Genomic DNA, 22,704 nt, shown 5'->3' on the forward strand with positions numbered 1-22,704 from the left:
AATCCTCTTTAATTCTTTTTATAGATCAATCGTGACTGGGCTTAATGCTTGGCTCACGCATAGTTTAATTGGACGGTTCGGTTGATCTTCAACTTCACCTGTTAACAGGTTTTGAGTCAATCCGCTTACTTTGGTACAACTGCATTTATTGCAGACACCCATACGGCAACCATGTTGCGGACGTAGTCCTGCTTGCTCTGCACTGCTCAGTAAATTTGTTTCAGCTAAAAACTCGTGTTGGGCACGGCGGAAAATAACAGGCTGTGCGGTATGAGTTCCCGTCACTTGAAGTGGTTGGAAATATTCTTGGTGAAGCTGAGACTGAGCACCTTTTTGTGCATAAATTTCATTCGCCTGCTGCATCATGCCGTGGTGTCCACACACATACGTCGCAGTCTGCGCAAAGTCAGGAACAAGCTTTTGTAGCAGGCTTTCGGTTAAATGCTGCTTTTGCTCGGTGGTATTAAAAAAATGATACTGAAGCTGTGGGTACTGCTCTGCCAAAGCTTTTAATTCAGCATGAAAAATTTCCGCACGATTAAAATAAATCACATGAATTTGTTCAAGCTGCTGTTTCAAAGCTTGCTGCAAAAGTGAATAAATTGCAGTAATACCGCTTCCTGATGCAATTAAAATCGCGGGCTGCTGGCCTTGATGCAAAGTGAACTCACCTTGTGGCTGTGAAATTTCAACACACTCACCCACATGTAAAAGTTGAGCTGCGCGAGATACCAAGCCTTGTACTTTAATACCTAAAGCAATTTCACCTTGAGTGGTTACTTCAATAATTGAATAACTACGCTGTTGGTAAACGCCATCGATAAGTAAAGTCAGTAAAATACTTTGACCTGCACAAACCTGATCGAAATTAAAATTACGATTCGGTTTAAGCTTGATCAGCACCATATCGGTATGAAGTGGCTGAACTGCGGTAACTTCTGCAAGTACCCTTTTCCAAGCCCAAGACACATTAATTTTTTGCAAAACAAAATCAACGAAATCTTCTCGAACCCAATGTGGTTGATAGTTAAGTGTTGCGTTCATACGTTCCTCTTTTGTTTCTGGCTATTTATTTGAGTGAACACATGTTCGTATAGTGAACATATGTACACTATATTTATAAGTGTTCACTCAGTCAACACTTGTTCACTATTTTTTTTATGAAAGTTTGCTCTTTTTTGTTAGACTTTGGCTCACGGTTTAAATAGGTTCTTTTAATGTCGATACGGGATGAACGAAAACAGCAAAGTCGTCAGGCACTTCTCGATGCAGCCTTGCATTTAAGTACGTCTGGGCGTTCGTTCAGTAGTATCAGTTTGCGTGAAGTTGCACGTGAAGTTGGTTTGGTACCAACAGCGTTTTATCGCCATTTTCAAGACATGGATGAACTCGGTAAGGAACTAGTCGATCAAGTCGCGCTGCATTTAAAAAGCGTTTTGCATCAACTTGGACAAAGTTATTTACAACATAAATCTGCTAAAACCCAAACCAGCATTGAGCTATTTGTGCAGGCAGTGAATCATAGCCCTAAACAGTGGCAATTTATGATTGCTGAACGTTGGGGAGGTTCCGAAACGGTTCGTGCAGCGATTGCTCGAGAAATCGAATTTCTGATTGAAGACTTAACAACAGATCTGACTAAGCTCGAAAATTTTAAACATATTCAAAACCCTCAAGATTTAAATGTCTTATCTACCATTTTGACTAATATGTCATTTACATGGGCAATGACGTGGCTTAACCTCGCCAAACAATATCAAGGTGAACAGCTCAAGCAGCAACAAACTGCCTTTATTGAAAACGCATCTACACAAGTTCGCTTACTGTTTAGAGGGATTGCGAACTGGGAACGATAGAAGCGGCAAATGACAAAAAACAGGTTATGTGGTAATACGTAAACAGAGAAAGAAAAAGGCTCAAAATTTCGAGAAAAGTCTTTTTCTTTTTTACAGGAAGTAAACTATTCGTTAGGCCAAACTGGTGTGGGAATACCTATGAATCTTGATCGTCATACACAGTTTTTAATGCGCAAAGAAAAGATTCTGAGCGTTGCAGAAAAATTGTTACTAGAAAACAATCAGGAAATTACTCTAGATGAATTAGTGGCCGAGCTAGATATTGCAAAAGGTACGCTTTATAAGCACTTTAGAAGTAAAAATGAACTTCTACTTGAACTCATTATTCAAAATGAAAAACAAATTTTAGAAATTTCTCAAAAATATAATACAGACTTTAAAGAGTATGCACCCCGTTACATGCTGCATCATTTGCTCACACCGGGCAAAACGATTCTATTGCATCAACTTGAAGAAAATCTGACCATGACAGAGTCTAAGTTGAAACACCTCTTCGAAGAGCTTTATGAAATTCGTCAGCAACGTATTTTAGCGATTAAAGATATTACTGAAAATTATTTAAAATCATTGAACTACGATATGTCGATTCGTGATTATTTATCATATATCTGGTCACTGACTTATGGCGCATCACTGCTTCTAAACTCAACGTATTATCAGCGTTCAATTGGTTCTCGCCAAAAACTCATTAATTTATATATTAATCAGGCATTATCACTGCCAACACAAACCACCAATTTTGATGCACTAAATTTCCAAATCGAAGATGAAAATCATCAAAATTAATTGAATTATTTCGTGATTGTGAAAGTAATTAAATATTAAAAAAGGGCTCCTAAAGGAGCCCTTTTTCTAACGCAATCAAAATTATTTTGCTTTACGTTCTTTCTCAATTAAGTAGTTAAGTACTTGGGTCACTTTACCATCTTCACCCTGTACCACATATTTACCATTTACCACTACAGCAGGAACACCAGTTAATTGGTACTGTTGAGCAAGTTTATTTGACTCAGCAACTTTTGCAGTTACGGCAAATGAGTTGTAAGTACTGTTAAATTTCTCTTCAGGTACCCCATAACGCGTGAAGAATTTAGCCGCAGAAGCCTGATCAAAAATCTGCTGACCATTCACCTGAATGGCATGGAATAATGGTAAATGTGTGCGCTTACGAACACCTAATGCCTCAGATGTATAATAAGTACGTGCCCCTTGTTCCCATACTTTGTTCATAGCAGCTGGTGTACGTACAAAACGTACATCATTAGGAATTTGTTTTAACCACGTTTGCATATGTGGTTCAAGTTTAAAACAGTGCGGACAACCATACCAAAAGAACTCACGTACTTCGATTTTCCCCGGTACTTCCACTTTGCCTGGATTGGCAATCACGGTGTAGTCTTTACCAGCAACGAAATCTGCTGCCATTGCACTACCCGATACGGCCATAATTGCTGCACTCAAACCACCCAAAACCAATTTTTTCATTGCTACAGCTTTTCCTCTAAGTTGTTATGCATTAGCTTATGCTCTAAATATAAAACAAATATGCTAAATTCGTTTTGCTTCTGTGAAGTTTTTTATTGGGTTTATCGCTTTTTTCCCAATAATCGCTACACTAACGGCGAACTACATCCAAAAAGATAACTCAAGTTTAGAGGTAGCACCATGTCGCAATTGAATGTTGATTTACAAGAAATCGCAAAGTTTGAAGCACTTGCTGCCAAATGGTGGGATCAACATTCTGAATTTCGCCCACTTCATCAAATTAACCCATTACGTTTAAACTGGATTGATGAACGTGTTGGTGGTCTTGCAGGCAAAAAAGTACTTGATGTTGGCTGCGGTGGCGGTATTTTAGCTGAAAGTATGGCTCGCCGTGGTGCAGATGTACTCGGTATTGATATGGGTGAAGCACCTTTAGCTGTAGGTCGTTTGCATGCTCAGCAAGATAATGTTCAAAATATTGAATATCGCCAAATTCCAGTTGAAGAATTGGCCCAAGAGCAAGCAGGCCAATACGATGTGGTCACTTGTATGGAAATGATGGAACACGTTCCTGATCCAGCATCTATTGTTAAAGCATGTCAGGCTTTAGTGAAGCCAGGTGGTCATGTGTTTTTCTCGACCATTAACCGTAACCCAAAGTCATATTTATTTGCGATTATTGGTGCTGAATACGTATTACGCATGCTTCCAAAGGGCACGCATGATTATCACAAGTTCATTCGCCCTTCAGAAATGGCACATGACATTCGTAATGCAGGCTTAACTTTAAAAGAAATGACAGGCTTGCACTACAACCCGCTTACCAAGCATTACTGGTTAGCGCCAAATGTTGATGTTAACTATATGGTTCATACAGTAAATACAGGTGCATGATGAAAGCTGTTTTATTTGATTTAGACGGCACTCTCATCGACACGGCTGCCGATTTTATTCGTATTATTCAACAAATGTGTCATGATGCAAGACGCCCTGTAGTTGATGCAGACCTCATCCGTACTCAGGTTTCTGAGGGCGCACGAGCGATGGTCAAATTGGTTTATCCAGAACTGGATGTAGCCAATCCAATTTTCTTGGCGCATCGACAAAACTTTTTAGATATTTATGGCAATAATATTGTCGTCGATACAGACCTGTTTGAAGGCATGTATCCACTTTTAGAAGAGTTAGAAGCTCAGCAAATTCCGTGGGGTATTGTGACCAATAAACCACGTGGTTTAAGTGAGTCATTGTTAGATAAATTAAATCTGACTGAACGCTGTGCAGTTCTAGTGTGTCCAGAAGACGTTTCTAAAACCAAGCCAGACCCTGAACCAATGTATTTGGCTGCAAAGCAGTTAAATATACCAGCAAATGAAATTATTTATGTGGGTGATCATCCACGTGATATTGATGCTGGTCGCAATGCCGATATGTATACGATCTTGGCAGCATACGGTTATTTACCTATAGAACATCGTGATGATTTAGCCGCTTGGCAAGCCGACTCGATTGTAAATACGGTGACAGAATTACACGAGATGTTACGTCAAAAGCTTCCTGCTCTACAGGAAAATCAGCGTATGATAGGTTAACACAAGAGTTTTACAGGCTTTTTTAACAGTTATTTATATCAATATAAAAAGAAGGAGGTTTACCAATGAAATATTCAGAATATCAACCTCGTCCAGATCTTCTCAAAGATCGAATTATTTTAATCACCGGTGCAGGTGATGGAATTGGGCGAGCTGCGGCCCTCAGTTATGCTTTACACGGCGCAACTGTGGTTTTGCATGGTAGAACCTTAAATAAACTTGAAGTAATTTATGATGAAATTGAAGGTTTAGGCGCTCCTCAGCCTGCAATTTTACCATTACAACTTTCGAGTGCTTCTGATCGTGATTATGACTTTTTAGTCAATACGTTAGAAAAGCAATTTGGACGTCTGGACGGTATTTTGCACAATGCCGGCATTTTAGGTGATCGAGTAGAACTGGCACATTATCCAACAGAAGTATGGGATGATGTAATGTCAGTAAATTTACGTGCGCCTTTTGCTCTTACTCAAGCCCTACTCCCGCTTTTACAAAAATCAGATAACGCTTCTGTGGTATTTACCAGCTCTGGCGTAGGTCGCGAAGCACGTGCACTCTGGGGCGCGTATTCAGTGTCTAAAGTTGCGATTGAAGCTGTAAGTAAAATTTTTGCAGCTGAGCATACCTATCCAAATATCCGCTTTAACTGCATTAACCCTGGTGCAACACGCACTGCAATGCGTGCAAAAGCCTATCCTGAAGAAGATCCAAAAACATTATTGACACCTGAGTCGATTATGCCGGCTTATCTTTATTTAATGGGTGAAGATAGTTTGGCGCTCAATGGACAAAGTATTGATGCTCAGGATTAAATAACTATAGATGAAAAGCTAAAATACATTACGGCCGATCATCACATCTGGCTTGGCTATACCTGAAAAGATATATACAAGCCTTTTTTATTATTGATAAAAACTCTGGATCTATCCGTAATTTTAATTGAAGCATTAAATGATCTTCACAGTTTCTCTGCATTTTACGCGTAGAGTATTCACCATGAGAGACATCAGATGTAAACGAGGATGCATCATGAAAAAGTTGTTCACTACCTTAACTCTTTGCATAACCGTACTGACTACTAGTATGGCAAGCTTTGCCGACCCTCCTTTTGATCGAGGACATGGTCCTAAAGGTGGTCCGCATGGTGAATGGAATGATCGTGGACATAAATTTGATCGGGACAATGACGATGATCGTTTCCGCGATGAACGCCGTATGCGTGAAGAACGTGGTTTTGAGCGTCTAAAACAACATCGTTGGCAACCAGGTTATGTCATGCCACAGCATTATCGCGGCAATGGCTATAAGGTCGACTATAGAGACAGTAACTTGCCTAAACCAGACCGTAACCAGCAATGGTATAAAATTAACAATGACTATATTTTAGTCGACACAGACTCTAACAGTATTGTGAGCATTCGTGGTTTATAAAACTGATAGCTCCTCACTCATCAGTTAGTAAAAAAGGATAAAGCCCATCGGTTTTATCCTTTTTTTATTTTATATATCAATTAGATAATAAAAATTCATATATTCTAAATTTCTTCTTATTTCATAGAATTTTTTCACATTTATCGTTCTTAGTCTTCACGATTTATCTTTAATTATTCACTAATCTTCAATTATCGCAATTTAATTGATCATTCGAGGTTCATGATGAAAAAACTAACAACAGCAATTGTTCTTTCAATGAGTGGTTTAATCGCAACAACAGCAATGGCTGCTCCAAATGACCATGATCGTCATGGTAATTACCCAAACCATGAAGTAAAAACAGTTAAAGTGATTAAAAAAGACGACCATCGCAATGACTGGCGAGCAGGTCAAGTTGTACCCCGTGAATATCAGCACCCACGTTATGCAGTTGACTACCGCTCACACCAGAAACTAACCAAACCAGGGCGTTTTCAAAAATGGTATAAAGTGAATGGTAACTATGTACTGGTAAATGAACAAAGCCATAAAATCATTAAAGTGATTCGTTAATATAATAAAATATCAGACACCCAAATCTAATTTGGGTGTTTTTATATCTAAAACATGCGACTTTAAGCTTTTTTGTTTAGAATCATCTTTATATCTTTTTGCTGTTGATTCGAGATCGGTATGCCAACTAAGTCTTTAGAGAAATCACATAATAACACTCAACATTATGTACATTGGTTCCGACATTCAGCACCATATATTAATGCCCATCGCGATAAAACTTTTGTTTTAATGTTTGGCGGTGAAGCAGTCCGCGATCCTAATTTCGAACATATTATTCATGATATTGCTTTATTGCATTCACTTGGTATCCGCTTAATTTTAGTCCATGGCGCACGTCCACAAATAAATCAAAATCTAAAAGATAAAGGTATCGAAACTCCTTTTTATGATAACAGTCGTATTACAACACGCGAATCATTAGGCTGTGTCATGAGTGCTGTGGGATCTATTCGGTTAGAAATTGAAGCACTGTTATCTATGGGATTGGCTAATTCTCCAATGTACGGCGCTCGAATAGATGTTGTATCAGGTAATTTCGTAACAGCTAAACCTTATGGTATTCGTGATGGAATGGATTTTCAGCTTACGGGTGAAGTTCGTTCCATAGATACCGACGCGATTGAGCGTCATCTCGATAACGATAATATTGTTTTACTGGGCCCAACTGGTTATTCAACCACTGGTGAAGTATTTAATTTAAGAGCTGAAGAAGTTGCAACGAAAACTGCGACCTATTTAAAAGCAGACAAATTAATCTTTTTAGGTGAACAACAAGGTTTGCTTAATGAAGAAGGACAATTATTGCGTGAATTGAGCCCGCATCAGCTTGATTACTATATTCAGCAATACCAGACCAGTAGTCCCACCCTAACTCTACATTTACAAGAAGCAAAAAAGGCCTCTTTATCGGGTGTTCACCGTGTTCATTTAATTTCATATGCTTATGATGGTGCGCTCATTGAAGAACTCTTCACCCGTGACGGTGTGGGTACCATGATTACCGATGCGCACTATGAAGAAGTTCGCACAGCCCATATTCAAGATGTGGGTGGCTTAATGAATTTATTGCGCCCGTTAGAAGAAGAAGGCATCTTGGTTTATCGTTCGCGTGAACGTTTAGAGCAGGAAATTAGCCAGTTTGCGGTTATTGAACGAGACGGTATGATTTTGGCTTGTGCTGCTCTTTATCCAATTCCAACTGAATTTAATGAAACTCGTTCGGCAGAAATTGCTTGTGTAGCAGTACACCCAAGTTATCGCAAATCAAATCGTGGTAGCCAAATTCTGCAATTCCTTGAAGAAAAGGCCAAACAACAAGGCATTCGTCAATTATTTGTCTTAACAACACGAACTGCTCATTGGTTTTTAGAACATGGTTTCCATCAAGTCACTGTTGATGAATTACCAAATGCCCGTCAGGCACTATATAACTATCAAAGAAATTCTTTAGTGTTTAAAAAACTGCTTCCCTAGTCTTTGCATTTTTTAAGATATTCTTATTTCAGATAAGCTTAGTCCCAAAAGTACAACCATACATACCATTAATGTATGGTTGTACTTTTTTTAAATCTTTAAATTTTCTTCATTTCATATTTTTCATTTTATTTACAAAGCCTTAAACACCATTTTCTAAATATTATTCTGTTTAATAAATCTTTTTTTTGCATAAGTTTATCTCCGAAAGTTTTTAGCTTTTTTTTGTATAAATAAAGACCGAATACTTATTTTTTATGAAATAAAAATCCCTTTAGGGTATCTGCTCATCCAATTATTTTTCTTTTTCTCTTTCGGGGAGCACGAAACCACATGGCACTTTTTAATTCCACTTCATGGGCAAAATATTCAGTCATTGCTGCCGGCCTTGCGGGAGTGATGATGCTAGGTGGTTGTGCCAAAAAAGAGGAACAGACCACCACAACTCTAAATATTGGATACCAGAAATATGGCATCCTTCCTATTTTAAAAGCTCGTGGTGACTTGGAAAAAGCACTAAAAGACCAAGGTGTACAAGTGAAATGGGTCGAGTTTCCTGCGGGTCCTCAATTACTTGAGGGTCTAAATGTCGGAAGCGTTTCATTGGGTGAGGCAGGTGAAGCACCACCTATTTTTGCTCAAGCAACCAATCCAAACTTAGTCTATGTTGCAAACCAACCGGCTGCACCAAAAGCAGAAGCATTATTGGTACAAAAAGACTCTCCTATTCACTCTATTCAAGATTTAAAAGGCAAACGTGTCGCACTGAATAAGGGTTCGAATGTTCACTACCTATTATTGAAAGTTCTAGAAGCCAACAACTTAAGCTTAAGTGATATTCAACCAGTTTATTTACCGCCATCAGACGCACGTGCTGCTTTTGAAAAAGGCGCTGTCGATGCATGGGTCATTTGGGACCCGTTCTTTGCAGCAGCTGAACATCAAATTCAGGCTCGTGTTTTAGCAACAGGTGAAAACTTGGTAAGCAATCATCAGTTTTACTTAGCTGATCGTAAATTTGCAGAAAGTAATCCAAAAGTACTCAACACTGTTGTACAAACGCTAAACCAGACAACTGAATGGGTCAGCACGCATCAAGATGAAGCGGCCAAGCTACTCGAAAAACCTACGGCACTTGAGTTTGATGTACTCAAAACTTCTATTTCGCGAATGGGTTTTGGTGTTCAGCCAATATCTGACAAGGTCTCCCAAGAACAACAATATGTAGCCGATGCCTTTTATGCGCAAAAGCTCATTCCAAACAAGCTCACCATTCAAGATGCCATTTTAAAACTGAAATAAACCCAGCTTTGGCACAGCTTAAATAACGATATAAATGCTGTGCCTTGCCTTAAGGGAACAAGGATATCTATATGCAACATCAGTCATTATTTAATAAGAGTCAGTGGACTCAGTTAGTTAAGCGCTTTAGCGCAGTCGCTGTCTTAGGTTTAACGATTGCTGCACCTACTTGGGCAATAGACCCTACTGTAAAAGAACTTCGTATCGGTTTTCAAAAAAGCTCGATCAACTTTGCAATTGCTAAGCAGCAAAAATTATTTGAACAAGAATTTCCAAATGCCAAGATCACTTGGAACGAGTTCCCGGCTGGCCCTCAAATTTTAGAAGCCTTGGCTGTTGGCTCACTCGATGTTGGCGTTACTGGAGACACACCTCCAGTCTATGCTCAAGCAGCAGGCAAGCCTTTATATTACATTGCTTATGAAGCAGCCAAGCCATTGGCGTCAGCAATTTTAGTTCCTAAAAACTCACAGCTCACCCAGCTTAAAGACCTAAAAGGCAAACGTATTGCGTTGCAAAAAGGTTCTAGTTCACATTACTTGCTCGTACAGGCTGTGCGTAAAGCGGGCTTAAAATGGAGCGACATTACGCCAATTTGGCTCACACCTGCCGATGCTCGCGCTGCATTTCAAAAAGGTGCCGTTGATGCATGGGCAATTTGGGACCCTTACTACGCTTCAGCACAACTAGAAGACCAAGCTCGTGTACTTGCTTCAGGTAAAGGTTTAAGTCCGAACTATACCTTTTATTTAGCCGCTCCAAATTTTGTTAAGCAATATCCAAAAGCTGTTCCTGAACTCATCAAACAGATTAATCAAGCTGACAAATGGGTTCAAAGCCATCAAGCAGAAACAGCAAGTGCGATTGGCCAAAGTACAGGCTTAAAACCTGCAACTAGTGATTTATTCATTAAACGTCGTCCACGTCCATCAGCAGCAGCTCCTCTTAACAGCAAAGTGATTGCTGAACAACAGCAGCTTGCAGACATCTTTACTCAACAAGGCATCATTCCAAAATCAATCAGCATTAAACAAGCTGTTTGGGGTGCGAAGTAATTTCATATAGACATATAGGTAATGCACATGAAAATTTTCTGGTTTATTCCTACCCACGGTGATAGTCGCTATTTAGGTACAAGTAAAGGCGCTCGTCAGGTTGACCATGCCTATATGAAGCAAATTGCTGTGGCAGTAGATAATTTGGGTTATGAGGGTGTACTTATTCCAACTGGCCGTTCATGTGAAGACCCGTGGATCACGGCGGCGAGCCTGATTGATGCAACTCAGCACCTTAAGTTTTTAGTTGCGTTACGTCCAGGTGTAACAACACCAGCTTTGGCTGCTCGTATGGCTGCTACATTTGACCGCTTATCGAATGGTCGTGTGCTACTCAACTTAGTGACTGGTGGCGATGAAGCAGAACTACGCGGTGACGGTTTATATGAAGATCACTCAACACGTTATCAAACTGCCAATGAATACGTAAAAATCTGGCGTGAAATTTTGACGCGTTCACATACGGGTGAAGCTTTTACATTCCACGGTGAACGCCTACAAGTAGATGATGCAAAACTACTTTACCCACCTGTCCAAAAGCCTTACCCACCTCTTTGGTTTGGCGGTTCTTCAGATGTCGCTGTCGACCTTGCAGCGGAGCAAGTAGACACTTACCTCACTTGGGGTGAACCGCCAGCGGCCGTGAAAGAAAAGATCGAGCATGTTCGTGCAAAAGCCGAGGCTAAAGGCCGTAAATTAACTTATGGCATTCGCTTGCATGTCATTGTTCGCGAAACCAACGAACAAGCATGGGCAGCAGCGAACGAGCTTATTCAATATCTCGACGATGCAACTATTGCTGCAGCACAGAAAAAATTTGCTCAAATGGACTCCGTAGGCCAACAACGTATGGCCGCGCTACACGGCGGTAACCGAGACAAGCTAGAAGTCTCTCCAAACCTTTGGGCAGGTATTGGTTTAGTCCGTGGCGGTGCAGGTACGGCACTTGTAGGTGACCCAGAAACAGTTGCTACTCGTATTCAGGAGTATGCAGACCTTGGTATTGATACCTTTATTTTCTCAGGCTATCCACACCTTGAAGAGTCGATCCGTTTTGCAGAGTTAGTATTCCCGTTATTACCAATTGAGACCCGAGCTAAACTTGCTCAGCCAAACTTAACTGGTCCATTCGGTGAGATTATTGCCAACAACTATGTTCCAGACGAGAAGAAGCAAAATAGTTCCGTCAAGGAGCCTGCATGAGCCAAGATGTAAATATTGTTTCACGTGGAACAAAACAAATCGGGCAGCGTTTGCTGCCCTGGATTTTCCCAATTGTTCTATTGGTTGTTTGGCAAATTGCCTCAAGTTCGGGTCTTTTAGAAAGCCGTATTTTACCTGCTCCAAGTGCTGTCATTTCAGCTTTTTGGCATCTTTTGGTGAGTGGCGAACTATGGCATCACGTTAAAGTAAGTGCTGGTCGTGCATTGCTTGGGCTTTTGGTAGGCGGTGGTTTAGGCTTGCTATTAGGTCTGCTCAATGGGTCTTCACGTTTCGCCTCCACCCTACTCGATACAACCTTACAGATGATTCGTAATATCCCAGCTCTTGCGCTTATTCCGCTGGTGATTTTGTGGTTTGGTATTGATGAAACAGCAAAATTGTTTTTAGTTGCTGTCGGTGTTTTCTTCCCAATTTATATCAACACCTATCATGGAATTCGTTCAGTCGACCCACAATTGATTGAGATGGGTAAAAGCTATGGGCTTTCCCGCTGGCAGCTCTACAAAGAAATTATTCTACCAGGTGCAATGCCTTCTATTTTAGTGGGTCTACGTTTTGCCTTAGGTTTGGTTTGGGTATTACTCATTGTGGCTGAAACGATCTCAGCGCAAGCAGGTATTGGTTATATGACCATGAATGCACGAGAGTTTTTGCAAACAGATGTGGTTCTGGTCGGTATTCTTCTTTACGCCCTATTAGGCAAGTTAGCCGATGTTTTAGCACAAATTTTGGAACGCTATTTACTACGTTGGCACGCTGGTTATCAAAAATAAGGGAGCTTAAAATATGACAAATCTGAATTTAAATATTAATCAGAATGACGTAGAGCTCATTCCAGAAAATCATCCAGAGTCACAAGAACCTGTCGTAGGTGCAGAGATTCTGATTGAACAGCTTTACAAGTTTTATGGTGAGGTGAAAGTTCTTGAAGATCTTAACCTGCATATTCAACCGGGCGAATTTTTAGCGATCGTTGGTCGTAGTGGCTGCGGTAAAAGTACGTTACTACGCTTAATTGCCCAACTTGAAAAAGCAAGTTTCGGAGAAATTAAATTTAAATCTGCGCGACATTTACGCGAAGGGATTACTAACGATGATATTCGGGTTATGTTCCAAGACCCACGTTTACTTCCTTGGAGAAATATTCTTCAAAACGTTCAACTTGGACTACCAAAATCACAACATGCTTTGGCAGAAGAATTACTGGAAAAGGTGGGTTTAAAAGAAAAATCGGGACAGTGGCCTTCACAGCTCTCAGGTGGCCAGCGCCAGCGTACAGCGCTAGCTCGCGCATTATCTCATACTCCACGTATTTTACTGTTAGATGAGCCGTTAGGTGCATTAGACGCGCTCACCCGTCTTGAGATGCAAAGCTTGATTGAACGTTTATGGAAAGAGCAAGGTTTTACTGCCATTTTGGTCACACACGATGTAAGTGAAGCCGTGCAACTGGCCGACCGTATTATCCTATTAGATAAGGGCCAAATTGCCCAAAGTTTCCAAGTGAATTTGCCACGTCCGCGTAAAAAGAGCATAACTTTTGCCCAGCTTGAACAACAAGTACTCGATGCTGTTTTAGCAACTTAAAGCTGAGATGAGTAATGAGAACCATTTCAACCACAAAATGTCCAATTAACGAGCAATAAAACTGATGATTTATTGCTCTTTTTTGGGGCGAATATAAAAAAATATTTTTAAGAATAACAATAAACTAGTGAATCTCTCTATTTTTTGCACAATAGTATATCTATTGCTCAAATAACTATCCGTTTTTTCACTAAAAAAGTGAGACACCTGTGCACAAATCAAACGATTTACCTTACAATGGGAGCACTATCTTTTTAATTTATGCAGCAAATGGAACAAAAGAAGAGTACTCAAAAGCGCAATCAGCTTCTTGCTGCCGCCCTTGATGTGTTTTCACTATATGGGTTCAGTGGTGCAAGTCTGGATGAAATTGCCCAACTCGCTGACATGCATAAGTCGAATATTTTCTATTACTATGAAAATAAAGAGTCTTTATATGTGGAAGTGCTGACCACAGTTTTACAAAAATGGCTTGCTCCCTTACAAACCTTAGAAGCTGAGTTAGAACCAGCCGAAGCTTTGTCTCACTACTTAATACAAAAAATCGAACTTTCACGTAGCCAACCAAAGGCTTCGCGACTATTTGCTTTGGAAATTATCCAAGGGGCGCCGCACATTTTACCTATACTGAAAGGGCCTTTGAAAAAGCTATTTAAGCGCAAAGCTAAAGTCATTCAGACTTGGCAGGAAGAAGGGAAAATTTCCCCAGATATCGATCCTGAGCTGTTAATACTCAATATTTGGGGTCTTACACAAAACTATGCCGATTTTGCCACGCAAATGGAAATGGTGACTGGAAAAACGTTGCGAAACCGCAGTATGTTCCAACGCTCGATTGAGCATACAGTACATCTCATGCTCTACGGCGTAATCCCTCGTTAAAAAAAAAAGATCGGCAAATTTGCCGATCTTTTTTTTAGAAATGATTTTGATAAAGAGCCAAGAGTTTTTGCGCGCCCAATAATAAATTTTCTTCCCAATCTAAATGAGCGGTATCGTCTGCGCCATCAGTAATATACTTCACTGAAATTAGGCGTACACCTAGCTTGTAGCAAACTTTGGCTAAGGCATACCCTTCCATATCCACCACATCACAAGCGACTTTCGGCTGACCCGTTTCAAATGAGTCCCCTGTCCCGCAAATGCCTTTTGGTAAATCAGCAAAATGTGATTGAAGATGAATTTCAGCAGGTAAGTGTTCATCTAACGGCGTAACTCCTACTTCAAACCCTAATGGTGAAACATCCATATCACGTTGTACAAAAGTTTTTACTTCGACCAAATCATGTCGATTAAAAGATGAACTTCCTGCCGAACCTAAGTTAATTAGAGTTTTACAGCCTGTTTTTTGAATAACTTCAAATGCTTTAAAGGCAGCGTTGATTTTACCGATACCGCTATAATGGACTTCAATACCTGCTTGCTCAAATAAACCTTTAGATTCATTGGGAAGTGCCATAATTAAAGCGATATCTTTGTTCATTCAAAAAGCTCAAATCAAAATTAAATAAATTAGAAAATAAGTATAAATCAGGTGCAAAAGCTTTTTTGCACCTTTTCACTATTACTGCATTTTTTGTTGTAAGGCGATTAAACATGGAGAGAAGAACAGTTGCCCACTATAGGCTCCGGCTAAGGTTTTCTTCATTACAACGCTCCACATCACTAATAATAAAACACTAAGTGCCACTGCAACATACTGTAAAAATACAACTTCAACCTGATGCCCTAAATTAAATAAAGCCAAAATAAACACACCAAGTGGAAAGGTTAAGCCCCACCATCCCAAGTTAAACGGAATACCGGTTTTTGCATGACGAAGCGTTGTTAATATCGCAAGACCTAGCCACCATAACCCAAAGCCTAACAGTACCAAACTGCCTACCACGCCTAATGCTTGAAATACATTGGCAAACTGGTCAAATCCTACATTTGGCGCCACTCTTTTTGCCTGTTCACCTAGCAACAATAGACCTAACGCACCTGTTCCAATTGGACCTAAAGATAACCAGCTAGAAATTGCGACTTCTTTTTCCGGTAACTGATGCAAAGCCATACGCAGCATTAAAATGGTCAAAATAGCGAATGCAGGTAAAACAGAAATTCCCCAAAGTACGTAGCCCGCCATTAATAAATGAAAGCTATGCAAATCTGCTGGTAAGTGTGCAACCAACATGCCCGCAGAGCTTGCTGCTACTTCACAAGCAACGACAGGTAAAAGCCAGATTGCAGTCATGGTATGTAGCTGATGGTTCTGACGGCTAAACATGCAAAACGGCACAATCCAAGCAATTGCGAGTGCTAAAAATACATCGACGTACCATAAAGCTTGAGCAATATGGATTGCTACTTCACCATAAAGCCCGACACCGAAGCTTAAAAAGCCATTTAATATGGTTGCAAGCCCCATCGGTATAGCGCCTAAAAACAAGCTCATATTTGGATGATTAAATACTTGCTTCGCTTCATGAGGGAAAAGAAACCACCGCAATAAATAAAGACCTGAAAAAACACTAAATAGAACAATATTAAATTGCCATAACAGCGTCGCCAACATAAATAAAAATGATTTGGCAAATGGAAGCTGAATTAAAATCATACTCACCACACCAGTACCCATAGTTGCTGTAAACCAATTTGGGGTAAAATGCCGTATAACATCTTTACTTTGATTTAATTGGTAAAAGGGTCTTTTCATCTTGAGTCTCTAGTCAAAGAGTGGATGAAGCTATAGTAGGATAAATTAATAATAAGAAAAATTGATTTATTTTTATTTAATTCATCAGTTTTTTAGATATAAAAGATATTCATATTGAAAAATACCTGAGTAAAAACACAACAACAAGACGAATCTGTGAGATTATGGCAATATATAGCCCTTGCAAAAATAGCCATATTTTAAGTTCATGAAACTGCTTCGTCTTAATGCGTTATCGCCCAATTTCCAGTTGCCGCAAACAGCGGTAACTATTGGTAATTTTGATGGTGTCCATTTAGGTCACCAAGCGATGATTGCTCAACTCAAAAAAATTGCTGCAGCACAAGGCTTAAAAACATTGGTCATGATTTTTGAGCCACAACCGCTTGAGTTCTTTAAAGGCTACGATGCCCCACCTCGTATTAATTCATTACGAGAAAAAGTTGAATACCTCGCTGAACTTGGAGTGGATTACATTGCGGTTGCCAAATTTGACCAGCATTTCCGTAGCATGAGCGCATCAGAATTCGCAGATTTATTAAAAGACAAATTAAATGCGCAGGCTTTGGTTTTAGGAGATGACTTTCATTTCGGCAAAGACCGTCAAGGCAACAGCGAATTTTTAAGAAATTACGGCTTTCAAGTCACAAATTTACATACGATTGAACTCGAAGGTGAACGCGTCAGTTCAACTCGTATTCGCCAAGTGCTTCAAGTGGGTAATCTCGCTTTAGCAGCTAAATTATTAGGCCGTCCGTACAGTATTACCGGACGAGTTCAATATGGCGACCAAATTGGACGAACTTTAGATTTTCCAACGATTAATGTCCGTCTCAACCGCCATAAGCCTTGTTTAAATGGTATTTATGGCGTTGAAGTCATTTGCGAAACAACTTCGCTAACTCAAAAAGTGCTTCAGGATGATCCTGAAAAACCGGGAATTGCCGGATATCATGAAAATAGCCTTTATGGTGCAGGTCATGTCGGTACTCGCCCAGCCATTCAGCAAGAGCATCCAGAGTGGAGATTAGAAGTACATTTCCCTGATGTTTCTGCTAATCTGTATGGCTTATTTATGCGGGTGACTTTTCTTCACTATCTTCATGGTGAATTGAACTACCCTTCGCTTGAGGCACTTAAGGCAGGAATTGATAATGACGTGCAACAATTACGACAATATCGTAAAGACACGACACAATTTCCTTTTTAATTCGAATTTTGATTGTAAAACATGTCGGCTCCCAAGCTGATTAAACTGGAAGACAACTTGCATGAGCGATAAGCAAACTACTGAAAATGCAGTGGACTACAAAGCCACGCTAAACCTGCCGGATACTGAATTTGCAATGAAAGCAAATTTGGCAGTACGTGAAGTGAAATGGTTAGAAGAGTGGTATACCGACAACATTTATCAGCAGATTCGTGCATCGCGTATTGGCAAGAAAAAATATATTTTGCATGATGGCCCTCCATATGCGAACGGTACAATTCACTTGGGTCATGCGGTTAACAAAGTACTCAAAGACGTCATCGTAAAAAGCCGTACTTTGGCAGGTTTCGATGCGCCATATGTTCCGGGTTGGGACTGTCATGGCTTGCCAATCGAACTAAAAGTTGAAGAAAAAGTAGGTAAAGTAGGCGAAAAAGTTGATGCAGCGACTTTCCGTAAACTGTGCCGTGAATATGCGCTAAAACAAATTGATTTACAGCGTGCTGACTTTAAACGCCTTGGTGTTTTAGGTGATTGGGATAATCCTTATCTCACCATGAACTACAAACAAGAAGCCGATATCGTTCGTGCTTTAGGTTTAATCCAAAAAAATGGGCATATCCAGCCGGGCTTAAAGCCAGTGAACTGGTGTATGGACTGTGGTTCAGCACTTGCTGAAGCTGAAGTTGAATACGAAGATAAAAAGTCTGACGCAATTGACGTTGGTTTTGGCGTTGTAGATTTAAAAGACTTAAGCGCTCGTGTAAATGTAGATGTTCAAGACCCAACAGACATCGTGATCTGGACCACTACACCTTGGACATTGCCAGCGAACCAAGCAGTTGCATTGCATGCCGAAATTGAATATCAATTGGTACAAGTGACTACTGAGCGTGGTAAGCAAAACTTTATTCTTGCTAAAGACCTAGTTGCTTCTGCAATTGAGCGTTACAAGCTTGAAAACCCGGTTGTCTTAGCTGACTTTACTGGTTCAGCTCTTGAAAATCTTACTTTACAACACCCTTTACTTACCGATCGCCAGGTTCCAGTTATTTTAGGTGAACACGTTATCGCAACAAGCGGTACAGGTGCGGTACACACTGCTCCTGGCCACGGTGCAGACGACTATAAAGTAGGTCTTCAATACAACCTTAAAGTTGAAAACCCAGTGGGTGGTAACGGTGTTTACTTACCAACCGCACCAATCTTTGCTGGTGAGCACATCTATAAAGCCAATCCAAAGATTATTGAAGCTTTAGGTGCTGTAGGCCGCTTATGGGCTCATCAACCAATTAAACACAGCTACCCACACTGCTGGCGTCATAAAACTCCGATTATTTTCCGTGCTACACCACAATGGTTTATCAGCATGGATCAAAAAGGTTTACGTGAAGGTGCGCTTAACGCCATTGAAAACGATATCGAGTTTGTACCGAACTGGGGTAAAAACCGTATTGAATCAATGATTGAAGGTCGTCCAGACTGGTGTATCTCACGTCAACGTACTTGGGGTGTGCCAATTCCTTTCTTCGTTCATAAAGATACGAATGAATTGCACCCTCGTACGCCAGAACTCATCGAAGAAGTTGCAAAACTTATCGAACAAGAAGGTATCGATGCATGGTTTAACCGTGATGCAAAAGACTTCATTGGTGAAGATGCTGAACAGTACAATGCGGTTCGCGATACACTAGATGTATGGTTTGACTCTGGTACAACACATTATGCGGTACTTGAGCAGCGTGAAGAATTAGAAAGCCCTGCTGACTTATATTTAGAAGGTTCAGACCAACACCGTGGCTGGTTCCAATCTTCTTTATTAACGTCTATGGCAATTCATAATCGCGCGCCATACAAAGCCTTGTTAACACATGGTTTCACAGTGGATGAAAATGGCCGTAAATTGTCGAAATCTTTAGGCAACTATATTCCGCTTGAAGAAATTATCAAACAACTTGGTGCTGACGGTTTACGTTTATATGTCGCGTCTAGCGACTATCGCTATGAAATCGCAGCATCAAAAGAAATCTTTAGCCGTGTAAGTGATAGCTACCGTCGTATTCGTAATACGCTACGCTTCTTGCTTGCAAACTTAAATGGTTTCAAACCAAGTACAGATGCTTTAGCAGTAGATGACCTTATCGCTCTTGATCAATACATCTTGCAACGTGCGAATGAAGTACAACAAACTATTATCACTGCTTATGAAGAAATGAACTTCCATGTCGTGTGTAGTGCGTTAACAAGCTTCTGTATTAATGACTTAGGTGGTTTCTATCTAGACATCATCAAAGACCGTCAATACACCACTAAGGCTAACTCACAAGCACGTCGTTCTGCACAAACAGCGCTTTATCATATCGTACAAGCATTTGTTCGTTGGATGAGCCCGATTCTAAGCTTCACAGCTCAAGAAGCGTGGCCACTTATTCCAGAACAAACTGAGAAGTATGTATTTACAGCTGAATGGTATGACCTACCTGTTTCATCAAAAGCAAACTTACTTTCTGAAGCAGATTGGCAAACATTGATTAGCGTAAAATCTGCAGTAAATAAACAGATTGAAGCAGCTCGTAACGCTAAACTTGTCGGTAGTAATCTTTCAGCCAAAGTTGAACTTTGGGCAAATGAATCATTACAAACAGTTTTAAACCAACTGGCTGATGAACTCCGTTTTGTTCTTATTACTTCGCAAGTAGTAGTACATCCATTTGCTGAACAAGGTGAAGCAACTGAAATGGAAGGCTTACGTGTACAAGTATCTGCAGCTGAAGGTGAAAAATGTGCACGTTGCTGGCACGTCCTTCCTGATGTAAATACACACGCCGATCATCCTGGTTTATGTGGTCGTTGTATTGTGAACGTCACTGGTCGTGGCGAAGTGAGAAAATATGCCTAATTCACAAGCTAAAAAAGGCTTATTCCAGTTTTATCCGCACAACCTCATTTGGCTTGGTCTTTCTGTCCTTGCCATTGTGTTGGATCAATGGACAAAATGGATTGCAAGTACACATTTGAACTATGCAGATCCTGTACCTGTGCTTCCATTTTTAAACTGGACACTATTACATAACTATGGTGCAGCTTTTAGCTTTTTATCTGATGCGGGGGGATGGCAACGCTATTTCTTCACATCTTTGGCAGGCTTAGTTTCAATACTTTTTGTATTTTGGTTGCTGCGTATGCCTAAAAAAATGGTGGTGCTACCTGTAGCTATCGCTTTAATTTTAGGTGGAGCACTTGGTAATTTAATTGACCGTATTACTTTAGGTTATGTGGTCGATTTCATTCATGTTTATTACCAAAATCATCACTTTCCAGCTTTTAATATTGCGGACAGTGCCATTACTCTAGGTACCATTTTGCTACTCATCGATACATTCTTCCTTGAGAAGCAAAGACCTAAAAATTCGGATGCATAATATGACCGAAATTATTCAACCTAATGAAGAAATTCGTATTACTGACGGTTCTAAAGTTGACCTACACTTTTCTGTTGCTCTTGAAAATGGCGTAGAAATTGACAATACACGTAGCCGTGAAGAACCTGTTAGCTTGACTATTGGTGACGGTAACTTGTTACCAGGTTTTGAGAAAGCCTTATTCGGCTTACGTGCAGGTGACCGACGTACAGTACACCTTCCACCAGAAGATGCTTTTGGTCCTTGGAATCCGGAAAATATACAAACTTTTGATACGGTTAAATTCGAACAACGACCTATTCCTGGTCACATGATCGAATTTGAAGATAAAGCAAAAGCAACTTTATTTGGTGTCGTGAAGTCAGTGAATGATGATATTACTGAAATTGATTTCAACCATCCTTTAGCTGGCAAAAATATTACTTTTGAAGTAGAGATATTCAAAGTAACTCCAGCTGGCCAGCAAGGCATTAAGTTGATGTAAAAAAAGCCCTCGATTGAGGGCTTTTTTATTATTTAATCTTTATGCATGACATAATAATCCTTACAAATTCTATATTCTCACGTCCTATGTAATGAATTAAGTTATAAAGATAAAAATCCTTAGGAAAAATATATGCTGGTCTATATTGTCGTGGGAAGTGTTCGTGAAGGACGTACAGCAATTAAAATTGCCAATTGGGTAGAATCAACAATTCCAACATTGGGTCTAAAAGATTTCCAAACCGAAGTAGTCGATTTAAAAGAATGGGATTTACCTCTGTTTTCAGGCTCTCACCCACCCGCTACCGGAATTTATGATCAACCTAAACAACAAGAATGGGCAAACAAAATCGCTCAAGCAGATGCTTTTATCTTTATTAGCCCAGAATACAACCACGGTTACAGCCCAGCTTTAAAAAATGCACTCGACTATGTAGGTAAAGAATGGAGCGGTAAACCAGCCGCATTTATTGGCTATGGCTCAACAAATGGCTCTCGCTCTATTAGCCAAATACGCCAAGTCACCTCAAGTTTAAGTATTGTTGACCCAAATGCTGTAATAGAAATACGAGATATCTTTAAACGCAATAAAGATGAAAAATTTGAAGCCAATGAATTTGAAGTAAAAGGTCTTCAATCCATTGTTGAGAAACTACAGAAATATCATTTGTCTTAATTGAACAAAAGGCCTCTTTTCTAAACAAAAGAGGCCTTTAATTTTATAAATTTTTTAAATAATTCACTACATCTATATTACCTGCCATTTCTGCAAGCTCTAATGCTGTGTATTCACTTTTGTAAGCGACATGGGCACCTTTTTCAATTAAGAGTTGAACTATCTCTAAATGATCATTTTCAGCAGCTGCCTGTAGAGCACTATATCCCTCATCATCTATCTGATTAGGATCTTCTCCCTCTATTAGTAATTCTTTTACTTGATCGATATCACCTAGAGATGCCCAATAAATCAATGCAGGCAAAGATAGCTCTTCATCATCTTCAGGTATTGGAGAGAAAGAATTGATTTTCATGGACGTACTCAAAAATAATAGAGTTCATAATTATATTCATAGAATATAGCGAGAATACAAATCTAATTCTGGACCTATCTTTTATTAAAAATTAAATTCCGCGCAATAAGAAACACCCCAGTTTCTTTCGAGACCGGGGTGTTTGAATAATGAGCTGGCGATGACTTACTCTCACATGGGTAACCCCACACTACCATCAGCGCTAAGAGGTTTCACTTCTGAGTTCGGGAAGGGATCAGGTGGTTCACTCTTGCTATGGTCGCCAGCACAACTGTTTATGGATACTTGCTTTGGTCT

24 protein-coding genes and 1 rRNA gene are annotated in these 22,704 nt (G+C 40.0%); 19 read left to right on the forward strand and 6 right to left on the reverse strand.

From position 1 onward, the window contains the following. Positions 1-18 precede the first annotated feature (18 nt). Complete coding sequence (locus NE363_RS18105; RefSeq protein ID WP_445535573.1) at positions 19-1,044, reverse strand: ferredoxin reductase; 1,026 nt, start codon at positions 1,042-1,044, stop codon at positions 19-21. A 173-nt stretch (positions 1,045-1,217) separates the two neighbouring features. Here NE363_RS18105 and NE363_RS18110 point away from each other — a divergent pair, with 173 nt between their 5' ends. Then, a complete protein-coding gene (locus tag NE363_RS18110) occupies positions 1,218-1,856 on the forward strand; it encodes a TetR family transcriptional regulator (protein ID WP_000027529.1) in 639 nt (212 codons plus the stop codon). A 138-nt stretch (positions 1,857-1,994) separates the two neighbouring features. After that, positions 1,995-2,642: a TetR/AcrR family transcriptional regulator gene (locus NE363_RS18115; RefSeq protein WP_019457902.1), complete on the forward strand. Its 648-nt coding sequence runs from the start codon at positions 1,995-1,997 to the stop codon at positions 2,640-2,642. Between the two features lie 81 nt (positions 2,643-2,723). Here NE363_RS18115 and NE363_RS18120 read toward each other — a convergent pair whose 3' ends face one another. Further along, positions 2,724-3,341 (reverse strand): thiol:disulfide interchange protein DsbA/DsbL, encoded by a 618-nt coding sequence (locus NE363_RS18120; RefSeq protein ID WP_019457901.1) that lies wholly within the window; start codon positions 3,339-3,341, stop codon positions 2,724-2,726. A 180-nt stretch (positions 3,342-3,521) separates the two neighbouring features. Between NE363_RS18120 and ubiG the strand changes: the two genes are divergently transcribed. The 12 genes from ubiG to NE363_RS18180 all read left to right on the forward strand — a co-directional run bounded on the left by ubiG (position 3,522) and on the right by NE363_RS18180 (position 14,445). Further along, the gene (ubiG, locus tag NE363_RS18125; protein WP_019457900.1) at positions 3,522-4,235 is read left to right on the forward strand and encodes a bifunctional 2-polyprenyl-6-hydroxyphenol methylase/3-demethylubiquinol 3-O-methyltransferase UbiG; all 714 of its coding nucleotides are present in this window, start codon (positions 3,522-3,524) and stop codon (positions 4,233-4,235) included. After that, positions 4,232-4,933, forward strand: a complete 702-nt coding sequence (locus NE363_RS18130) for an HAD family hydrolase (RefSeq protein ID WP_445535574.1) — start codon at positions 4,232-4,234, stop codon at positions 4,931-4,933. Before ubiG ends, NE363_RS18130 begins: the two co-directional genes overlap by 4 nt. Before the next feature lie 65 nt (positions 4,934-4,998). Then, positions 4,999-5,745, forward strand: a complete 747-nt coding sequence (locus tag NE363_RS18135; protein ID WP_019457898.1) for a YciK family oxidoreductase — start codon at positions 4,999-5,001, stop codon at positions 5,743-5,745. A 217-nt stretch (positions 5,746-5,962) separates the two neighbouring features. Continuing rightward, on the forward strand, positions 5,963-6,364 hold the full coding sequence (locus NE363_RS18140) for an RcnB family protein (RefSeq protein WP_019457897.1): 402 nt from the start codon (positions 5,963-5,965) through the stop codon (positions 6,362-6,364). Positions 6,365-6,589: 225 nt separating this feature from the next. Continuing rightward, complete coding sequence (locus NE363_RS18145; RefSeq protein WP_019457896.1) at positions 6,590-6,919, forward strand: RcnB family protein; 330 nt, start codon at positions 6,590-6,592, stop codon at positions 6,917-6,919. A gap of 120 nt (positions 6,920-7,039) precedes the next feature. After that, on the forward strand, positions 7,040-8,395 hold the full coding sequence (argA, locus tag NE363_RS18150) for an amino-acid N-acetyltransferase (RefSeq protein ID WP_019457895.1): 1,356 nt from the start codon (positions 7,040-7,042) through the stop codon (positions 8,393-8,395). Between the two features lie 333 nt (positions 8,396-8,728). Beyond that, a complete protein-coding gene (locus NE363_RS18155; protein WP_445535575.1) occupies positions 8,729-9,697 on the forward strand; it encodes a sulfonate ABC transporter substrate-binding protein in 969 nt (322 codons plus the stop codon). A gap of 71 nt (positions 9,698-9,768) precedes the next feature. Next, on the forward strand, positions 9,769-10,752 hold the full coding sequence (locus NE363_RS18160; RefSeq protein WP_445535576.1) for a sulfonate ABC transporter substrate-binding protein: 984 nt from the start codon (positions 9,769-9,771) through the stop codon (positions 10,750-10,752). A 27-nt stretch (positions 10,753-10,779) separates the two neighbouring features. Next, positions 10,780-11,955: an FMNH2-dependent alkanesulfonate monooxygenase gene (gene ssuD / locus NE363_RS18165; protein ID WP_445535577.1), complete on the forward strand. Its 1,176-nt coding sequence runs from the start codon at positions 10,780-10,782 to the stop codon at positions 11,953-11,955. Continuing rightward, positions 11,952-12,749, forward strand: a complete 798-nt coding sequence (ssuC, locus tag NE363_RS18170; RefSeq protein ID WP_004706119.1) for an aliphatic sulfonate ABC transporter permease SsuC — start codon at positions 11,952-11,954, stop codon at positions 12,747-12,749. The genes ssuD and ssuC overlap by 4 nt, the downstream gene beginning before the upstream one ends. Positions 12,750-12,762: 13 nt before the next feature. Continuing rightward, the gene (locus NE363_RS18175) at positions 12,763-13,563 is read left to right on the forward strand and encodes an ABC transporter ATP-binding protein (protein WP_004706121.1); all 801 of its coding nucleotides are present in this window, start codon (positions 12,763-12,765) and stop codon (positions 13,561-13,563) included. Positions 13,564-13,824: 261 nt separating this feature from the next. Further along, positions 13,825-14,445: a TetR/AcrR family transcriptional regulator gene (locus tag NE363_RS18180; protein ID WP_004706123.1), complete on the forward strand. Its 621-nt coding sequence runs from the start codon at positions 13,825-13,827 to the stop codon at positions 14,443-14,445. A gap of 34 nt (positions 14,446-14,479) precedes the next feature. Here NE363_RS18180 and NE363_RS18185 read toward each other — a convergent pair whose 3' ends face one another. After that, a complete protein-coding gene (locus tag NE363_RS18185; RefSeq protein WP_445535578.1) occupies positions 14,480-15,046 on the reverse strand; it encodes a 5'-methylthioadenosine/S-adenosylhomocysteine nucleosidase family protein in 567 nt (188 codons plus the stop codon). Between the two features lie 81 nt (positions 15,047-15,127). Continuing rightward, positions 15,128-16,261 (reverse strand): TDT family transporter, encoded by a 1,134-nt coding sequence (locus NE363_RS18190; protein WP_019457891.1) that lies wholly within the window; start codon positions 16,259-16,261, stop codon positions 15,128-15,130. Between the two features lie 208 nt (positions 16,262-16,469). Between NE363_RS18190 and ribF the strand changes: the two genes are divergently transcribed. The 5 genes from ribF to NE363_RS18215 all read left to right on the forward strand — a co-directional run bounded on the left by ribF (position 16,470) and on the right by NE363_RS18215 (position 22,052). After that, positions 16,470-17,471 (forward strand): bifunctional riboflavin kinase/FAD synthetase, encoded by a 1,002-nt coding sequence (ribF, locus tag NE363_RS18195; protein ID WP_019457890.1) that lies wholly within the window; start codon positions 16,470-16,472, stop codon positions 17,469-17,471. A 61-nt stretch (positions 17,472-17,532) separates the two neighbouring features. After that, positions 17,533-20,370 carry an isoleucine--tRNA ligase gene (gene ileS, locus NE363_RS18200; RefSeq protein WP_151762165.1) on the forward strand — a complete coding sequence of 946 codons (2,838 nt, stop codon included), beginning with the start codon at positions 17,533-17,535 and terminating at the stop codon, positions 20,368-20,370. Continuing rightward, a complete protein-coding gene (lspA, locus tag NE363_RS18205) occupies positions 20,363-20,893 on the forward strand; it encodes a signal peptidase II (protein WP_001133879.1) in 531 nt (176 codons plus the stop codon). The genes ileS and lspA overlap by 8 nt, the downstream gene beginning before the upstream one ends. A gap of 1 nt (position 20,894) precedes the next feature. Then, entirely contained in the window at positions 20,895-21,377 is a 483-nt protein-coding gene (locus tag NE363_RS18210; RefSeq protein ID WP_004884037.1) for an FKBP-type peptidyl-prolyl cis-trans isomerase, read from the forward strand. Positions 21,378-21,509: 132 nt separating this feature from the next. Then, positions 21,510-22,052, forward strand: coding sequence for an NADPH-dependent FMN reductase (locus NE363_RS18215; RefSeq protein ID WP_004706139.1), 543 nt, complete (start codon positions 21,510-21,512; stop codon positions 22,050-22,052). A gap of 43 nt (positions 22,053-22,095) precedes the next feature. Here NE363_RS18215 and NE363_RS18220 read toward each other — a convergent pair whose 3' ends face one another. Both NE363_RS18220 and rrf read right to left on the reverse strand, forming a co-directional pair. Then, entirely contained in the window at positions 22,096-22,407 is a 312-nt protein-coding gene (locus NE363_RS18220) for an ankyrin repeat domain-containing protein (RefSeq protein WP_445535579.1), read from the reverse strand. 152 nt (positions 22,408-22,559) lie between these two features. After that, positions 22,560-22,674, reverse strand: a 5S ribosomal RNA gene (gene rrf, locus NE363_RS18225). Positions 22,675-22,704: the final 30 nt, after the last annotated feature.

It is taken from the genome of Acinetobacter sp. G18, assembly GCF_052660225.1.

What these genes read in the sequence shown, in the direction of transcription:
- NE363_RS18105 (WP_445535573.1), bottom strand. Translation starts at nt 1,044, where the DNA reads ATGAACGCAACACTTAACTATCAACCACATTGGGTTCGAGAAGATTTC.
- NE363_RS18110 (WP_000027529.1), top strand. Translation starts at nt 1,218, where the DNA reads ATGTCGATACGGGATGAACGAAAACAGCAAAGTCGTCAGGCACTTCTC.
- NE363_RS18115 (WP_019457902.1), top strand. Translation starts at nt 1,995, where the DNA reads ATGAATCTTGATCGTCATACACAGTTTTTAATGCGCAAAGAAAAGATT.
- NE363_RS18120 (WP_019457901.1), bottom strand. Translation starts at nt 3,341, where the DNA reads ATGAAAAAATTGGTTTTGGGTGGTTTGAGTGCAGCAATTATGGCCGTA.
- ubiG (WP_019457900.1), top strand. Translation starts at nt 3,522, where the DNA reads ATGTCGCAATTGAATGTTGATTTACAAGAAATCGCAAAGTTTGAAGCA.
- NE363_RS18130 (WP_445535574.1), top strand. Translation starts at nt 4,232, where the DNA reads ATGATGAAAGCTGTTTTATTTGATTTAGACGGCACTCTCATCGACACG.
- NE363_RS18135 (WP_019457898.1), top strand. Translation starts at nt 4,999, where the DNA reads ATGAAATATTCAGAATATCAACCTCGTCCAGATCTTCTCAAAGATCGA.
- NE363_RS18140 (WP_019457897.1), top strand. Translation starts at nt 5,963, where the DNA reads ATGAAAAAGTTGTTCACTACCTTAACTCTTTGCATAACCGTACTGACT.
- NE363_RS18145 (WP_019457896.1), top strand. Translation starts at nt 6,590, where the DNA reads ATGAAAAAACTAACAACAGCAATTGTTCTTTCAATGAGTGGTTTAATC.
- argA (WP_019457895.1), top strand. Translation starts at nt 7,040, where the DNA reads ATGCCAACTAAGTCTTTAGAGAAATCACATAATAACACTCAACATTAT.
- NE363_RS18155 (WP_445535575.1), top strand. Translation starts at nt 8,729, where the DNA reads ATGGCACTTTTTAATTCCACTTCATGGGCAAAATATTCAGTCATTGCT.
- NE363_RS18160 (WP_445535576.1), top strand. Translation starts at nt 9,769, where the DNA reads ATGCAACATCAGTCATTATTTAATAAGAGTCAGTGGACTCAGTTAGTT.
- ssuD (WP_445535577.1), top strand. Translation starts at nt 10,780, where the DNA reads ATGAAAATTTTCTGGTTTATTCCTACCCACGGTGATAGTCGCTATTTA.
- ssuC (WP_004706119.1), top strand. Translation starts at nt 11,952, where the DNA reads ATGAGCCAAGATGTAAATATTGTTTCACGTGGAACAAAACAAATCGGG.
- NE363_RS18175 (WP_004706121.1), top strand. Translation starts at nt 12,763, where the DNA reads ATGACAAATCTGAATTTAAATATTAATCAGAATGACGTAGAGCTCATT.
- NE363_RS18180 (WP_004706123.1), top strand. Translation starts at nt 13,825, where the DNA reads ATGCAGCAAATGGAACAAAAGAAGAGTACTCAAAAGCGCAATCAGCTT.
- NE363_RS18185 (WP_445535578.1), bottom strand. Translation starts at nt 15,046, where the DNA reads ATGAACAAAGATATCGCTTTAATTATGGCACTTCCCAATGAATCTAAA.
- NE363_RS18190 (WP_019457891.1), bottom strand. Translation starts at nt 16,261, where the DNA reads ATGAAAAGACCCTTTTACCAATTAAATCAAAGTAAAGATGTTATACGG.
- ribF (WP_019457890.1), top strand. Translation starts at nt 16,470, where the DNA reads ATGAAACTGCTTCGTCTTAATGCGTTATCGCCCAATTTCCAGTTGCCG.
- ileS (WP_151762165.1), top strand. Translation starts at nt 17,533, where the DNA reads ATGAGCGATAAGCAAACTACTGAAAATGCAGTGGACTACAAAGCCACG.
- lspA (WP_001133879.1), top strand. Translation starts at nt 20,363, where the DNA reads ATGCCTAATTCACAAGCTAAAAAAGGCTTATTCCAGTTTTATCCGCAC.
- NE363_RS18210 (WP_004884037.1), top strand. Translation starts at nt 20,895, where the DNA reads ATGACCGAAATTATTCAACCTAATGAAGAAATTCGTATTACTGACGGT.
- NE363_RS18215 (WP_004706139.1), top strand. Translation starts at nt 21,510, where the DNA reads ATGCTGGTCTATATTGTCGTGGGAAGTGTTCGTGAAGGACGTACAGCA.
- NE363_RS18220 (WP_445535579.1), bottom strand. Translation starts at nt 22,407, where the DNA reads ATGAAAATCAATTCTTTCTCTCCAATACCTGAAGATGATGAAGAGCTA.